The 15,732-nt window shown below is 60.3% G+C and carries 11 protein-coding genes and 1 riboswitch; of the genes, 9 read left to right on the forward strand and 2 right to left on the reverse strand.

Annotation, left to right across the window (positions count from 1 at the left end):
* Positions 1-11 precede the first annotated feature (11 nt).
* Positions 12-416, reverse strand: a complete 405-nt coding sequence (locus AC13QE_RS02345; RefSeq protein WP_488482411.1) for a hypothetical protein — start codon at positions 414-416, stop codon at positions 12-14.
* 164 nt (positions 417-580) lie between these two features.
* On the opposite strand from AC13QE_RS02345, the gene AC13QE_RS02350 reads away from it, so the two are divergent.
* The 4 genes from AC13QE_RS02350 to AC13QE_RS02365 all read left to right on the forward strand — a co-directional run bounded on the left by AC13QE_RS02350 (position 581) and on the right by AC13QE_RS02365 (position 5,046).
* Positions 581-1,726: a GGDEF domain-containing protein gene (locus tag AC13QE_RS02350; protein ID WP_488482412.1), complete on the forward strand. Its 1,146-nt coding sequence runs from the start codon at positions 581-583 to the stop codon at positions 1,724-1,726.
* A gap of 80 nt (positions 1,727-1,806) precedes the next feature.
* Positions 1,807-2,062, forward strand: a riboswitch (cobalamin riboswitch).
* A gap of 165 nt (positions 2,063-2,227) precedes the next feature.
* A complete protein-coding gene (locus tag AC13QE_RS02355; RefSeq protein WP_488482413.1) occupies positions 2,228-3,244 on the forward strand; it encodes an ABC transporter substrate-binding protein in 1,017 nt (338 codons plus the stop codon).
* A 3-nt stretch (positions 3,245-3,247) separates the two neighbouring features.
* Positions 3,248-4,285 carry a FecCD family ABC transporter permease gene (locus AC13QE_RS02360; RefSeq protein ID WP_488482414.1) on the forward strand — a complete coding sequence of 346 codons (1,038 nt, stop codon included), beginning with the start codon at positions 3,248-3,250 and terminating at the stop codon, positions 4,283-4,285.
* A complete protein-coding gene (locus AC13QE_RS02365; RefSeq protein WP_488482415.1) occupies positions 4,282-5,046 on the forward strand; it encodes an ABC transporter ATP-binding protein in 765 nt (254 codons plus the stop codon). The genes AC13QE_RS02360 and AC13QE_RS02365 overlap by 4 nt, the downstream gene beginning before the upstream one ends.
* A 95-nt stretch (positions 5,047-5,141) precedes the next feature.
* Here the strand turns inward: AC13QE_RS02365 and AC13QE_RS02370 are convergent, their stop codons facing one another.
* Entirely contained in the window at positions 5,142-6,476 is a 1,335-nt protein-coding gene (locus AC13QE_RS02370) for a peptidoglycan L,D-endopeptidase MepK (RefSeq protein WP_488482416.1), read from the reverse strand.
* Positions 6,477-6,912: 436 nt separating this feature from the next.
* Between AC13QE_RS02370 and AC13QE_RS02375 the strand changes: the two genes are divergently transcribed.
* The 5 genes from AC13QE_RS02375 (at position 6,913) to AC13QE_RS02395 (ending at position 15,656) form a co-directional block, all read left to right on the forward strand.
* Positions 6,913-9,483 carry a winged helix-turn-helix domain-containing protein gene (locus AC13QE_RS02375; RefSeq protein ID WP_488482417.1) on the forward strand — a complete coding sequence of 857 codons (2,571 nt, stop codon included), beginning with the start codon at positions 6,913-6,915 and terminating at the stop codon, positions 9,481-9,483.
* 98 nt (positions 9,484-9,581) lie between these two features.
* Complete coding sequence (locus AC13QE_RS02380; RefSeq protein WP_488482418.1) at positions 9,582-11,276, forward strand: hydantoinase B/oxoprolinase family protein; 1,695 nt, start codon at positions 9,582-9,584, stop codon at positions 11,274-11,276.
* Entirely contained in the window at positions 11,273-13,336 is a 2,064-nt protein-coding gene (locus tag AC13QE_RS02385; protein ID WP_488482419.1) for a hydantoinase/oxoprolinase family protein, read from the forward strand. The genes AC13QE_RS02380 and AC13QE_RS02385 overlap by 4 nt, the downstream gene beginning before the upstream one ends.
* Before the next feature lies 1 nt (position 13,337).
* A complete protein-coding gene (locus AC13QE_RS02390) occupies positions 13,338-14,435 on the forward strand; it encodes an ABC transporter ATP-binding protein (RefSeq protein ID WP_132717792.1) in 1,098 nt (365 codons plus the stop codon).
* A 48-nt stretch (positions 14,436-14,483) separates the two neighbouring features.
* Entirely contained in the window at positions 14,484-15,656 is a 1,173-nt protein-coding gene (locus AC13QE_RS02395) for a substrate-binding domain-containing protein (RefSeq protein ID WP_132717793.1), read from the forward strand.
* The last annotated feature ends 76 nt before the right edge of the window (positions 15,657-15,732 follow it).

Raw genomic sequence — 15,732 nt, forward strand, 5'->3', positions numbered from 1 at the left:
GCAACGCCGGTTCAGCCAACGATGTCCGGGAGGGGCGGTGCTCTCGGGCCTGTATTCGGCGGATAAAGCTGGCGGTGGAACGCCTCCGATCTTGCGACGACGGTCTCTCCGCGCGGGGAGGCAAAGTGCTGGCAAATTTCAGTCGGAGGCGCAGGCAGCATCGCGGCGGACGCAATCCGGCATGCTTCGCATCCGGGTGCGTAGGCTTTCCCATGCATCTTGCCGTCGGCATCCTTATAGGTGATGCAGAGGATGGGCAGCGATCCGTCCGGCAGCCTGTATTGGGCGACTTCGATCGGGGATATCTCGTCGGCGGTTGCGACGATCGGTTGATGGGCGAAGCCGACGAGCAACAGCGCAACGGCGCAAAGAATGCGCGCGCTCCACTGAAATCTTCGCGAAATCGTCTTCCGCATGCTTGTCCCCACCACCGCATTCGCGGATAAGGTTTCAGTCATAGGGCAGGCCTATCACAAGCGCAATGCGTCAATTCGTGCCGTGATGCTGCCGTACTGCCGATCGATGAGAGGCATATAAACTATTTTTAGAGATCGCATGGTATCTCGTAAGGACTTCGACCATGCCGCCGCAGCTCATCCATCGCGGCGCGCTGCGAAGACTGGGAATCGCCATGGAAGTCGAAACACATCTGATCTCGCTAATACGTGTCCTCGGCCAGGTGGCGATTATTGTCTATGCCTATTCCTGGGTCATCCGTATCGTCGAGCGCGGCGCTTTGAAATCCGTGGCCGTCGGGCTGTTGTTCGGGCTGGTCGGCATCCTGTCCATGGGCGATCCCATCCAATGGATGCCAGGTGTGATCCAGGATGGCCGGTCGATCCTCCTTGTCCTTACGCCAATCTATGGCGGCCTTTTGGGAACCATTGTCGCTGCGGCGATGATGGCCCTGTTTCGGTACATGGTGGGCGGCATGGGCGCCGTGATCGGCGTGGCCGGCATCATAATCGTTGCGGCCGTAGGCTATGTACTCAGTCTGCTGCCACGGCAATGGACCGGCACGGGCTGGCGGCGATCGGCTCTGTTCGGTCTGGCGACATGCTCATCCATTGTGGTTGTCTTCCTTTTGCCGTGGGCGGTTGCGCGCGCCCTTCTGATCTCGGCGACACTTCCGGTGACGATCGTCAATATCTTCGGTGTCATGCTGTTGTCGGATCTCTTGCAGCGGGAGCAATATCGCATCGGCATCCAGCGCGCGCTGGAGAATGAAGCGAGCCTCGATCCGCTGACAAAGCTTCCCAATCGCCGCGTACTGCAGCGTGAAGGTGATCGATGCACCAAGGAGGCCGGTATGCGGCGCATCCCCTTCTCGATCATCATGCTCGATATCGATCACTTCAAGAAGATCAACGACAGCTGGGGCCATGCCTTTGGCGACACCGTTCTGGCGCGGTTGGCTGATGTCATCAGGCAAACCGTCCGCAAGACCGACATTGCCGCCCGTTACGGCGGCGAGGAGATCGTCGTGCTGCTGCCCAACACCGATACGCGGGCTGCGGCTGCTGTCGCGGAGAAAATTCGCAAGGACATCGAGGGCACAACCCTGATGTTCGAGCAGGAAGCCGTCCATGTCACAGTCAGCATCGGGATTGCTTGCTCCCTCGAACCGACGACGGATTTCAAACATGTGCTTGAGGCCGCCGACAAGGCGCTTTATCGCGCGAAGGCGGGCGGTAGAAATCGCGTGGAACTGGCGGAGGCCGCATAGGCTGGCGGTCATTCCTTCGGCAATGAGCACCGCGCTTCCGCATTTCCTATCCAAGCATCCTTGACGGAACGGGGCAGTCCGGAATAACTGGACGTGACGGTTCCCCAAGGAAGACTCCGCGGGGATTAATAGGGAACACGGTGAGGATGACCCAAGCGGGACCTAGACCGTGGCTGCCCCCGCAACTGTAAGCGGATTGCCGATCATCCGGGAATGACCAGCCTGCTGGTTCTTTCCTGAGGCTTTGAGCCGCGCCACTGCAAGCATGCTTGCGGGAAGGCCGATGATCGTCAGAGATCCGCAAGCCAGGAGACCTGCCGTCGATCACGATCCAATCAGCCGGGCGGGGATGCTCGGAAAGGACAGAAAATGATTGACCCGCGCCTTCGACATTATCCGACACCTATCGGCCTTGATTGGGATCTCCGCAGCCGGCGGCCGTCTTTCTCAGCGCGATCGCGCTGACGCCGCCCCGTTTCCTTAATCCTATCGAGATCTTTCATGCGCCATTTTTTGACGACCATTGCATTTGCACTTGGGCTGACTGGGTTTGCCAGCTCCGGCTTTGCCGCCACCCAATATCCTCTCACCATCGATAATTGCGGTCAGAAGGTCACTTTTGAAAAGGCTCCGGCCAAGATCGTTTCGATCGGCCAGGGCATGACTGAAATCCTCTTTTCGCTCGGCCTTGCCGACAAGATTGCCGGAACGGCGGTCTGGGTCGGCCCGGTTCTGCCGCAATATGCCGAGGCGAACAGCAAGATCCCGCGGCTTGCCGATAACGATCCGAGCTTCGAATCCGTCGTTGGCAAAGCCCCGGATCTCGTCGCTGCCGAATTCGAATGGCACGTCGGCGCGCAGGGTTCCGTCGGCAAGCGCCAGCAATTTTCCGAGCTCGGCATCAATACCTATCTTGCACCGACCGATTGTGTCGCCAAGGTCAACGCCGATGGCGGCGACGGCGTGCGCAAGGAGCTTTTCACGGTGGATCTGGTCTATCAGGAAATCGCCGAGCTCTCGCAGATCTTCGACGTCAGGGATCGTGGCGATGCCCTGATTGCGGATCTGAAAAAGCGTGAGGCGGATGCAGTCGCTTCGATTGCCGCTGCCAAAGCCAAGGATCTTCCGATCGTGTTCTGGTTCTCCAGCAAGGAGGTCAATGGCGATGCCTATATCGCCGGCAAGAACAGCGCGCCAGCCTATATCCTGAAGACGCTCGGCGCCAGAAATGTGGTGACGACGGAAGAGGAATGGCCGATGGTCGGATGGGAGACCATTGCGCAGGCCAATCCGGCCGTGATCGTCATAGCCACCATGGATCGCCGCCGCTATGCGGCCGACGATCCGAAGGTCAAGGTCGATTTCCTCGAAAAAGATCCCGTCACCAGCCAGCTCGATGCCGTCAAGAACAAGCGTTTCGTCATGATGGATGCGCAGTCGATGAACCCGACCATCCGCACCATCGACGGCATTGAAGTATTGGCCAAGGGCATTAAGTCCTTCGGCCTGGCGCAGTAAGATATGGGTCTCGCCGCAAAACGCAGGACATGGTGGGCGCTCTTGGCGCTCGCCATGGCTGCCGTCATCCTTCTGACCTTCATGATCAGTCTCGCCGTATCGATCGGCGAGATTTCGATCCCCCTGTCGACGACCGTAAAGGCCATTTCGAACCGGTTGTTCGGAACGAGCTTCGAACTCAGCCGGATCCATCAGGGGATCGTCTGGGACTATCGCCTGAGCCGCGCGCTCGTTGCTGCAAGCACCGGTGCGTCGCTTGCCTTGAGCGGGGTGGTCTTGCAGGCGTTGCTGCGCAATCCGCTCGCCGAACCCTTTGTGCTCGGCATTTCCGCCGGTGCCTCCACCGGGGCGGTCTGCATCATGATCCTCGGGCTTGGCTACGGCATTCTCGGCCTTTCCGGCGGCGCCTTCCTCGGCGCGGTTGCAGCCTTTCTTTTCGTCGGCGTGCTTGCTGCCGGGGTCGGCGGCACGAGCGAGCGCATCATTCTATGCGGCGTCGCCGGTTCGCAGCTTTTCAACGCGCTCACCTCCTATATCGTCACCACCTCGGCCAATGCGGAGCAGGCGAGGGGCGTCATGTTCTGGCTGCTCGGCTCCATGAGCGGCGTGCGCTGGCCGGACGTTTATCTTTCCGGGCCGGTTGCCATCATCGGCTTTGCCGTCTGCATGGCGCATGTCCGCGTGCTCGATGCCTTTATCTTCGGCACGGATGCTGCCGCATCGCTTGGCATTGCGGTCAAGCGCGCCCAAGTCGTTCTGCTTGGCGTGACGGCTTTCATGACGGCAGCGGTCGTCAGTATCGTCGGCTCGATTGGTTTTGTCGGGCTCGTCATTCCGCATGCGGCCCGCTTCGTTGTCGGGCCGAGCCATGACCGGCTTTTGCCGGCAGCGGCTCTGGCCGGCGCTATCTTCATGGTCGCGGCCGATATCATCTCGCGGGTCATCATTCCCCAGCAGATTCTGCCGATCGGCGTCGTCACGGCCTTGTTCGGGGCTCCGGCCTTCGCCCTCATTCTCTATCGCGCCCGGAGGACGGCATGAGCATCGCTGTGGACACGGTAACCTTTGCAGCCGGCAACAGCCTCATCGTCAACGGCGTCAGCCTGACGGTGGAAAAAGGTAAGGTACTCGGGCTCCTTGGGCCGAACGGCTCGGGTAAATCCAGCCTGCTCAGGCTGATCTGCCGGTTGCGGAAGGTCAAAAGCGGGGTCATCCGGCTCGGCGGCAGCGATATTGCCTCGATCTCGCGGAGCGATATTGCCCGTCGCATCGCGCTTGTCGAGCAGCAGGCGACGACCGATACGCAGGTCACAGTGATGGACGTCGTCCGTCTCGGCCGTACGCCCCATCGCGGTCCCCTGTCGGCCTGGAACGCTCACGACGATGCGGCGGTTTCCGATGCGCTTGCCCGTGTCGGTATGCAAGGCCGCGCCGGTCAGCCGTGGCAAACCCTGTCGGGCGGTGAACGACAGCGCGTCCATATTGCGAGGGCGCTTGCCCAGACTCCAAGCGAACTGCTGCTTGACGAGCCGACGAACCATCTCGATATCCAACATCAGCTCGATATTCTCGGCCTGGTCTCCAAGCTCGATGTCACCTCCATCGTGGCGCTGCACGATCTCAATCTGGCGGCCATGTTCTGCGACAGCCTTGCTGTTTTGCAAAATGGCGAGGTCGTTGCGGCCGGGCCGCCTGAAGAGGTGCTGACGCAGGAGTTAATCGAGCGCGTTTTCGGCGTGCGCGCGCATGTGCAGAAATCCTCGGTGCACGGCCGCTGCAACATTCAATACATGGCGGGTTGAGTGGCCTCTGTCGCGATCGCGGAATAAAATGGATCGCCCCAGTCTGAGCAATTCCGACTGGCGCGCATCGTATTACTGGATGGTGCGAGTTCGCCTCAACCTTCGAAGCCGAACCGCTCGACGTCGAAATCGTCGCCATCATAGCTGATGGCTCCGGCTTGGGCCTCCGCCATATCGTCGTGCATCGGAATGGGCGCGCTGACGAGGCCTGGTAGTGTCATGTCGACGGCCATGCCTGGCGGACGCAAAGCCCAGGCGACGATCGCCCCCGTCGACATGTCTCCTACGCCGGCTGAGACATCTTGCTCCGCCGCCGAGGGAAGGGCGGCGATCGGCTGCATCTTTGCCATGGTGCTCTCGGCCGTATTCTCCACATTGTCAGACACGAGGAGCTTACCTGCGTCGCTGCGTCCCACGACCAGGCTGGCGAGCACAGCAGTGGGGGCAGGTCTTTCCGGCGCGGTCGTCGGGATGACGACGATGCTGCTGGTCGGCCGCCACGCCGGCAGCGGAACGGCATAGGCCGCGAGGTCGGCAAAGGGTTCGCTCTTGTTTGCATCAGCCACCCGCTTGCCAAGCTGAGCTTCCAGCCCATCCACGGCCCGGCTTCTGGGGGTTGGCAGCATGCTGGTCAAAAGGCTGCGGTCGGGCTCGACGTTGCGAGAGGCTGTGAATGACCCTGCATCGTCACTGTCGTCATCAACGGCCGCGATCTTGCTCGCCATCTGGGAAGGGCGCTTTTTGGATTGTGCGACTGCTACGTCGTAACCCGGCAGCGGTCTACCATCTGCCGGCACGTGAAGCGTCTGTCCATTCGGGAAAAGCCGCGCAAGCTCCTGGCGCGACATTCTCGGCCATGCGCGGACTCCGCCAACATCCAGATGCACGAAGGGCGAGCCGGAATTGGGATAGAAGCCCACACCGCCGATCTGCATCTGCATTGCGATTGCGCGCAAGCTCGCAAGCTTCACGCCGGGAATGTAAAAATCCATTGCCTTGCCGAGCGTGTGCTGGCTGTGCTTGGCGACACCGGAGCTGCGAGACCGGCCTCTCAGCATGTTGTTGGTCGAGGGAGAGCGATAAGCCGAAACCACGTGAATGGCCTCTTTGGCGCCGCTGCGGCGGTAGACTTCCCAGACGAGATCGAGCAATTCCGGATCGATCCTGGTCGGCTCGTTCTTTCGCCAATCGCGCAAGAAGCGGTTGATTTGAGCAAGGCCGCGCGGGTCATATTTGCCATTACGCTTGAAGACGATGGTCGACCTTTCCCCCGTATGCGTGAAGAAGAGCTTGAGTGCCCTGTCCTCGGCCGCCGCCGAACCGGCAAAGGCGCCGAGCATCAGCATCGCGATCAGCGCCACCCGGAAAGCGATGAACGAGAAAGTCGTGGCGAAAAATGCCGCCGGAATGGAAAAGATCACGTGATGCACGGATACGACTTTCGCCCTTGCTAAGAGAAACAGAAATCAGAGGCGCCGCGCCTGCGGCATCGCTATACCCTTCAATTATGGTCAACAAATCCCTAACGGACCGTTTAAAGGCGGAAATGGAAAAATTTCGTTGGTCCGAGCATATTCATGGGCGGTTGAGGTCGCTTTCGCCCTTGGCATGCCTTATTTCTCAAAGCTTCAGCCTTGCCGTTGCAATTCTGTCAGCGGTCAACCCTTGCCTGTAAGGCGGTTTCTTCCAAAAGATAGGTAAAACCGGCTTTGCAAACGTTTTCGCGTGGGTTGCAAACTGTCTGCCAAGACATCATCATCCCGCCCCATGAGTGGACAGAATCGATTTGCTCCCCCGTCGAGCGGGCAGCAAACAATCAAACGTAGCGACCTATTGCGGCAGCTCCGGCGCGCCGGGCTGCGCCGTTTGACGACCATTGTCGCACCTGCCGGCTACGGTAAGACGTCGCTCGCCGTCCAGTGGTATGAGCTTCTGAAGGCGGATGGTGTCAAGCTCTGCTGGGTGTCGCTCGATGCCGAACACACCAATCAGGAAGCCTTTCTGCTTGCATTGATCGATGCCTTGCAGACGCTGCTTCATGAAGATGGGGCTGATGCCGGCAACCTTCCGGCTGCAGCATTGCTTTCGGTGCTGGCGACCCGCCTGCGCAAGATCGAAGGACCGCTCGTCGTCTTTCTCGACGATTATCATTTCGCGCAGACGGATGCGACCGAGGCGCTGATGGCGAAGATCCTCGCCGACCTCTCGCTCGAGCACGTCAAGCTGGTACTGGTCAGCCGCAGCCCGCCACGCTTTCCGCTCTCGGCCTTGCGGCTGCGTGGTGAGTTCAAGCAGTTCGGCGTTACCGAGCTTGGCTTCAGCGATGCCGAAGCTGGAGAGCTTTTTGCCGGGAAGGGCACCCATCTGACGGAGGAGCAGATCGGTTCTTTCAATCGCCGGACCGAAGGCTGGGCGGTCGCACTGCAGATGGTGAGCCTGCTCGTATCTGAATCGGATGAAAGCGACAGCATCCTTGCATCTTTCGATGGCGGCGATACGGATATGGGCTCTTATCTATCGGAGCAGGTGTTCGAGCATCTGCCCGAGGATATACGCCAGTTTCTCATCGACACGGCCGCCCTTCCTGCTTTCAATCATTCTCTGCTCGAAGCGGTGCTGGAAAGTAGAGAGCGTGCCGACCTCTGCGAAAGCCTGGCCGAATATGCGCTTCCGGTCACCTTGCTTGCCGGCCCCGGCAACTGGATGCGGTTTCACCCCGTCTTCAACGAATTCCTCAAGAAAACCGCCAGTCGCAGGGGTGTCGATGCCAATCGCGCTCTTAATCGTGCGGCACACTGGTTCGAAGCCCGGGGCGACATAGACCGGGCGGTTCATCATGCGCTTTCCGCAGGCGATGCCAATCTTGCAGCGCGCATTGTCGAAACCGCCGGCGGATGGCGGCGCGTCTATGCCACCACCCGCGGCGGCGCAACATTGTTTCAGGCCCTGAGCGGCCATGCCTCGGAAATCGATCTGGCCCGTTTTCCACTTGCGACCCTCGGCCTTTCGATCTTCAACGCCAAGGCGGCGCAGCTTGGGGCGGCCAATCATTATCTGGTCATCGCCGATCGGACGGCCGTCGGCGATCCGGTCCTGGCAAAGGATGTGCGCGTGGTGCGCATCCTCCTGGCGCTTTATACCGACCATTGGGCGAGTGCGGCCGACCTTTCCGCTCTTGAGGACGACCTGCGGCAGCCGGATGGAATGGAGCTCATTCATCGGGCGCTTGCGCTCAACATGCTCTCCTACAATTTTCTGATCCGCAGCGAGCTTGACCGGGCTCTGCATTACGGGCATCTGGCCATTCGCGCCTTCCGTGATGGCGGAGCCGATTTTGGCGCGATGCACCTTTATACCCATATCGGCCAGGCCTTCTTTCTCTCTGGCGATTGTGCGAGCGCTCTGTCGGCCTATGAGGAGCTGATCTGCGAAGCCCAGGCCAATATTGGTCCAGGCAGCGATCTCGATGCTGTCGGCCAAGTATTGAAGGCCGAGGTTCTGTCGATGCGCGGTGAGGCGGAAACCGCGGCGGAAATGCTTGAATGGGCGCTGCCGCATCTCGAGCTTCACGATACCTGGTTCGATCTTCTGGCTGCCGGCTTCATGGCCGAACAGCGGGTCCTGCGCATGCGTGGGGATCTGCTCGCCGCGCATGCGGCCATGGACCGCATCCGCGCCACTGCGAGACGCCGTAATTTCGATCGGCTCACGCGGCTGATCGATGGGGAGCGCGCCATGCTGCTCATGGCTTCCGGCGATCTCGATCATGCAATCCGCCATGCCGAGGCCAATGGTTTTGGCATACAGGCAGTCGCTTCGGATCGCGCCAATGCGCTGGCCATTCATTTGCGCGGAGCCACGCCGGCTATCTTCTGGACCCGCACCCATCTGGCCCTTGGCGATAAGGTCAAGGCGCGAGAGATCTTCGATCAATTCATGATGCGCCAGACGCAGCGCCCGCATGTTCCGCGTGCAATCGAGCTTGCCCTCATCGAAATCGAAATTCTTCTGGCGGAGGGTCAAAGCGAACTTGCCGCCGCCCGCCTATCCGATCTCGTATTGACGACGCCGCTTGCCGATTATCGCAACCTGCTTCGTTTGGGCCACCCGGTAGCGCTTTCAGAGCTTCGTGCGCTTGTCAAACATCCGACCGTCGCAGCGATTACCCGCCAGCGCCTTCAATCGCTATTTACGGATGCGGACGTATCGGAAGAGCCGGCCGTCGGCAGTGAAGATGGTTCTGTTTTCACAGGCCGGGAGCGCACGGTGCTGGAATTGCTGAGCTCGGGGCTTTCCAACAAGGAAATCGGCCGGATGCTCGCCTTGTCCGACAATACGATCAAGTTTCACCTGCGCAATATCTTTGCGAAGCTCAACGTCTCGACTCGGACCGCGGCCGTGACGGCGGCACGTCAAAAAGGCGTGCTTGATCGATAACCCACCCGTTCGGGTGGGTTTTGGCATCTCCGCCCACCCATCGGAAAGGCTATCGATAGACGAAAAAACACCTAATCTGCACTCGTGCGAATATAGTGATGAGAGGTAGATTCGTGATCGTCGTCGATCCGGTGACGCAGGAGATTATCGAAGGCAAGCTGGCAGCCACCGTCGACGAGATGGGCGTGGTCATGGCCAGAACCTCGATGAGCCCTGTGATCTACGAGGTGCTTGATTTTGCCTGTGGTCTTCTCACCCGTGACGGTGAGCTGGTAGCGCAGATGAACGGCATCACCCTCTTTACCGGCACGTTCGGCACGCAGGTCAAATCGCTGATCGCACTTTACGGCGACGATTTGGAAGACGGCGACATCCTGCTCACCAACGATCCCTATTCCGGCGGCACGCATGCCTGCGATTTTGCCATCGTCAAGCCGATCTTTTTCGATGGTCGGATTCTGGCCTATGCGATCAATGTTGCGCATTATCTCGATGTCGGCGGCTCGGTTCCGGGCTCGCTGGCGCCCAATGCGACCTCCGTTTTTCAAGAGGGATTGAGGCTGCCGGGCGTGAAAGTCATGCGTAGCGATCGCTTTTCGGGCGAGGTTCTGCGCATCATCCGCGAGAATGTCCGTCTGCCCGAAGTCGCGATAGGCGATCTCACGGCGCAGGTTGCGACCGTCCGCGTTGCCGCCAGACGCATGGCCGAGCTTGCGCGCAAATATGGCACCGATGTCGTCGAAGCCGCGTTCGATCATCTTCTGTCGGTGAGCGAGAAGCAGGCGCGCGCCGCCATTGCGGCATTGCCGGACGGAACCTATGAGGCGGAAGATATCATCGACGGCGACGGCGTCACCACCGATCCTATTTCGGTCAAGGTTGCCGTCACGATTTCCGGCGATCGCCTTACAGCGGATTTCACCGGTTGCCCGCCCGCGGTCGCGGGCCCGATCAATTGCGCGGCCGGTGCGCTGCAATCGGCGGTGCGTACCATTTTCAAGGCGCTGGTCGCGCCGCAGGCGCCGTCCAATGAGGGCTGGTTCCGGCCGCTCTCCGTCATCGCACCGACAGGTTCGGTTTTCACCGCCGAGAAGCCTTCTCCGACAGGCTGGTATTACGAGGGCTCTGTGCATGCCTCAGAACTCGTCTGGAAGGCTCTTGCCAAGCTGATGCCCGAGCGTTTCTCCGCCGGTTCCTATACGAGCCTCTGCGTCGTCTATGTTTCCGGCAAGGACGAGGCGGGGCAGCCGTTCATCCATATCGAGCCGCAGCATGGCGGCTGGGGAGCGAGCAGGGATGGTGACGGCGCCAATGCGCTGATCGCGCTCACCGACGGTGATACCTACAATTACTCCGTCGAGGTCATCGAAGCACGCTTTCCGTTGCTCGTACGTCGCTATGAGCTCAACGTCGAAGGTGGATCAGGGGCTGGGCGCCGTCGCGGCGGTTTCGGCGTCATTCGCGATTATGAAATCCTCGGAGACGGCGCTTCCGCCTATTGCAGTTTTGGGCGAACCGACACGCCTCCCTGGGGAATAGAAGGCGGTAAGTCCGGCAGCATCAATCTTCTGCAGGTGGAGGAGAACGGCGGGAAAGTCCACAATTTCGGCCGCGAGCCGCATATCGAGCTGAAGCGCGGCGATCTCGTGCGGATCATTACCGGCGGCGGCGGCGGTTGGGGCGATCCGCGCGCTCGCGAGCCGGAACAGGTCCGCCGCGATGTCGAAGATGGCTACATCACTCGGGAGGTAGCGCGCAAGCTGTATGGATATGAAGAGGGCATGGCGTCATGATCAGGCTGGCGACGGATGTAGGCGGTACCTTTACCGACCTCGTCGGTTATGATGAACGCACGGGCGAAATCTTCACCGCCAAGAGCCTGACGACCGTTCACGATCAGTCCGAAGGCGTCCTTGAGGCGATTGCACTTGCCGAGAAAAAGGATGGGCTTTCGGCGCGCGATGTGATCTTTTTCGCCCATGGCGGAACGACCGTCATCAATGCGATCACGGAACGCAAGGGCGTCAAGACGGCGCTGGTGACGACTGCGGGATTTCGTGACGTGCTGGAAATCGGCCGCGGCAATCGCCCCGATCTCTACAATCTGCAGTTCAAGAGCCCGGAAGCCTTCGTGCCGCGCAGCCTGCGCTTCGAGGTGCGCGAGCGTATGGATGCGAAGGGGCGGGTGCTGACGCCCATCGAGCTTGGGGATATCGAACCCATCGTTCGCGAATGCCGCGCTCGCAATGTGGAGGCAGTTGCCGTCGTTTTCCTCCATAGCTATGCCAATCCCGAACATGAGATCGCCTGCGCCAAAGCTATCGCCGAGGCGCTGCCGGATGTCACGGTTTGCGCCAGCCACGAGGTTTCCCGCCAATGGCGGGAATATGAGCGTTCCAATACGGCCGTGCTCAACGCCTATGTGCAGCCGATCATCAAGCGTTATTTCGCGCGGCTTGAAAGTGCGCTGACCGAGCGCGATCTCACCTGCCCCTACTATGCCATGCAGTCAAACGGCGGCATCTCCACCTTCGATCAGGCGCAGACGAGTCCGCTGACGCTGGTTGAATCCGGCCCGGCCGGCGGTGTGGCGGGTGCCGCGCGCATCGGCACGGTGCTTGGCGAATCCGAAGTCCTGTCGCTCGATGTCGGTGGCACGACGGCAAAATGCTCGCTGATCCATGACAGCCGCCCGACGCTCGACAGCGAATACAAGCTCGAACATACCCGTATCGCGCCCGGTTATCCGGTTCAGGTGCCAGTAGTCGATATCGTCGAAATCGGCGCCGGCGGCGGCTCGATCGCCCGCATCGACGAGCGTGGCGCGCTCTGTGTCGGCCCGCAAAGTGCTGGATCGACACCGGGGCCGGCCTGCTATGGCCGGGGCGGCGAGAAGCCTACGCTTTCCGATGCCCTGTTGACGCTCGGCATTTTCGATCCGGCAAGCTTCGCTGGCGGCCAGATGCAGCTCGACAAGTCCAAGGCTGCAGCCGCGATTGCGATGGTTGCCAAGCCGATGGGGCTATCGGTCGAAGATGCAGCGCTCGCAATCGTCGAGATCGCGCATGCGTCGATGATCAATGCGCTGAAGCTGGTGACGGTCCAGCGTGGGCATGATCCGCGGGATGCCGCTTTCGTCATTTCCGGGGGCGCGGGACCTGCACTTGCTGCGCGCCTCGGGCGGGATCTTGGCGTGAAGATGACCGTCGTGCCGCCGCATCCCGGCATCTTTTCGGCCTGGGGAATGCTGGCAGCCGAACCGCGCGCCGATTTCCGCAGCACGTGGTTCGCTCCCCTGGGTCCGGAAGCCGTCAGCAATCTCAAGCGCCGGTTCGACGAATTGAAGCGTGAGGCGGTCAAATATTTCTCCAAAGGCGATGCGGCGGAGGTACGTTATGTCTGCCGCATCGAAGCCCGCTATCGCGGGCAGGAGCACGGCGTCTTCGCTCTTTTCGAAATGCAAGACGATGCCGAAAGCTTTGCGGAACGCTTCCACGCAGCCCATGAGCGCGCCTATACCTTCTGTCTGCCCGGTTCGCCGGTCGAGATCACGATGATCCATCTGGAAGCGGTGCTCCACGGCCCGGTCATCGCCATCCCGAAACTCGATCGTGTCGGCCGATCGCTGGATGCGGCCTTCAAGGGGCACCGCGAAGTCTATTTCGGTGGCGCGACCGGTTGGGTGTCCTGCCCCGTCTACGAGCGCACACGACTGCCGTCTTCCGAAAGAGTTGCCGGCCCACTCATCATCGAGGAAGCGACCGCTACGTCGCTGGTGGTGGCCGGGCAGGAACTGGAAGTGAGCGAGGAGGGCTTGCTGCTCATCCGCGAACGCGATGGGGGAAGCGTCTGATATGGCGATAGCGATCGGTCTCGACCATATCGTCAGAAATTACGGGCCGACGCGTGCCGTCGACGACGTGACGCTCGACATCCGAGCCGGGGAGTTCTTTACGCTGCTCGGCTCGTCCGGTTGCGGCAAAAGCTCTTTGCTGAAGCTGATCGGCGGCTTCGACAGGCCGACATCGGGACGTGTGCTTTTCGACGGAAAGGACATGGCTGATGTTCCTGCCAATCGCCGGCCGGTCAATACCGTTTTCCAGTCGCTCGGGCTCTTCCCGCATATGAATGTCGCTCAGAACGTCGGCTACGGCCTGAAGTTGCGCGGGTTGTCCGGTGCTGCCTTGAAAACGAAGGTCGACGGCGCGTTGGACCTGATCGAACTTTCGGGGTTTGCAGATCGCGACGTCAATCTTCTCTCAGGTGGCCAGCGCCAGCGCGTCGCGCTGGCGCGCGCTCTCGTCATGGAACCGGGTATTCTGCTGCTTGACGAACCTCTGACCGGGCTGGACGAACGGCTGCGCCAGCAAATGCGCGACGAGTTCGGGCGGCTTCATAAACGGACCGGCGCGACCTTCATTCTCGTCACCCACAATCAGGACGAGGCGCTCAGTCTTTCGGATCGCATGGCGGTCATGCACAAGGGGCGGATCGAGCAGACCGACGTGCCGTCGCGCTTCTTCGAGGCGCCAGCCAATGCCTTCGTTGCCCGTTTCGTCGGTATCGATACGCTCCTCAAGCCCGAAAACATCTCGATTTCGGGCGGCACGGCTCTCGTTACGATTGCCGGACAGCGCATCAGTGCCAGCTTTTCCGGAGCGGTTCCCCCAGCCGATGCGCTCGTCGCAATCCGCCCGGACCGGGTTGAACTTATTTCAGCTGGCGAGGAAGTGGCCGAAATAATTGAACTTAAGGTTGTCGAAAGCATCTATCGTGGACTCAGCCATGACGTTACGCTCGCTTTCGCCGACGGCCAGCGTGTGGTTTTAACGACCAGCGCGGACGCAATTCCGCCCTCTCCGGGGGAAAGCGTGCGCGTTTGTTTGAAGCCGGGTGCTGCGCTCCTGATCGATCATTCCGGAAGAACGGCCTTGGCTGGAGGCGATGAGTAGAACCCGAATAGCTGAACTAAGCAAAAAATGAGGGAAGGGAATGACACGATGAATAAAAGCAATGATTTCGCCTCCTCCGCTTTGAGGAGCAACATGCAGCGCCGTGACATGCTCAAACTAATGGGTGCAGGTGCGGCTGCGCTCTCTTTTGGTGGATTGGCTGCCACACAGGCCATGGCCGATGATGCAACGGTAGCATTCTGGGCTACCGCCACGCTCGATATCGGCGACAAGTGGCAGGAATTTACCCGCCAGAGCGGCGTTTCGCCGGAGTTTACCGACAACGGCAATGATGTCGGTCCGGTGGTCGCACGTCTTGCCGCCGGAAATGCCAATGATCTCTTCGATGTCGGCGGTTTTCAGGGCGGGGCCGAACGGGAACTTGCCAAGCAGGGCCTGATTGCCCCTTGGGACGTCTCCAAGATCCCGAATTTCGCGGGCATCTGGCAATGGGCCAAGGATATCCCGACCCTGACCTATGAGGGCAAACAGTACGGCATCCCGACGGTCGTCAATGCCGACTCCATCATCTATCGCCCCGACAAACTCGGCAAGGTCGATAGCTACGGCGTCATCTTCGATCCGAAGCTCAAGGGCCGGGTCGCGATGGAAGATGCCTGGATCAACAGTGCCATCTTTACGGCCATCTACCTCAAGGAAGCCGAAAACAAGCCGATCAAGGAGCCGGGCAACCTGACGGAATCCGAGCTTGGCCTCGTCATGGAGTTCCTGATCAAGCACAAGAAGGATGGTCAGTTCCGTACCTTCTGGAACGGCTGGGAACAGGGCGTGCAACTGGTGGCGAACGAGGAAGTCGACGCCATGACCGGCTGGGAGCCGATCGTCTATGAAGGCCGCAAGCGCGGGCTTCAGGTGGAGTATGCCGCTCCCGTCGAAGGCTATGAAGGCTGGGGCAATAATACGGTGCTGCTCAAGGGTGCCACCGAACGCGGCAAGGCCGACGTTGCCCACAAGTTCGTCGATGGCTTGCTTGCCGGCCTCTATGGTTGCGAGCTCGGCAAGGCGCGTGGCTACCTCGTGCCGACCGACAACAACCTCGCCTATGCCAAGGCCCATCCGGATGAATACAAGGCCGATGACGTCGCCAAGCTTGCCGACCATGTGAAGGCCAAGTTCTCCGGAAAGGTCTACTGGCAGAATTGCCGGCCGGACAATTTCCAACTTTACGAAGAGTGGTGGCAGAAGCTGCGCAACGCCTGATTTAACAAGATGGACAGGGGCTGGCGCATCTGTCGAAGGACAGGCCGGCCCCCAAGCCGATGGGATCAACGACGAG

The organism is Martinezella sp. CNPSo 3957, assembly GCF_057784395.1.

Bases quoted from the DNA above. Each gene is read 5' to 3' on its own strand.
- AC13QE_RS02365 (WP_488482415.1), top strand. From the start codon at position 4,282: ATGAGCATCGCTGTGGACACGGTAACCTTTGCAGCCGGCAACAGCCTC.
- AC13QE_RS02350 (WP_488482412.1), top strand. From the start codon at position 581: ATGCCGCCGCAGCTCATCCATCGCGGCGCGCTGCGAAGACTGGGAATC.
- AC13QE_RS02345 (WP_488482411.1), bottom strand. From the start codon at position 416: ATGCGGAAGACGATTTCGCGAAGATTTCAGTGGAGCGCGCGCATTCTT.
- AC13QE_RS02395 (WP_132717793.1), top strand. From the start codon at position 14,484: ATGAATAAAAGCAATGATTTCGCCTCCTCCGCTTTGAGGAGCAACATG.
- AC13QE_RS02360 (WP_488482414.1), top strand. From the start codon at position 3,248: ATGGGTCTCGCCGCAAAACGCAGGACATGGTGGGCGCTCTTGGCGCTC.
- AC13QE_RS02380 (WP_488482418.1), top strand. From the start codon at position 9,582: ATGAGAGGTAGATTCGTGATCGTCGTCGATCCGGTGACGCAGGAGATT.
- AC13QE_RS02385 (WP_488482419.1), top strand. From the start codon at position 11,273: ATGATCAGGCTGGCGACGGATGTAGGCGGTACCTTTACCGACCTCGTC.
- AC13QE_RS02390 (WP_132717792.1), top strand. From the start codon at position 13,338: ATGGCGATAGCGATCGGTCTCGACCATATCGTCAGAAATTACGGGCCG.
- AC13QE_RS02355 (WP_488482413.1), top strand. From the start codon at position 2,228: ATGCGCCATTTTTTGACGACCATTGCATTTGCACTTGGGCTGACTGGG.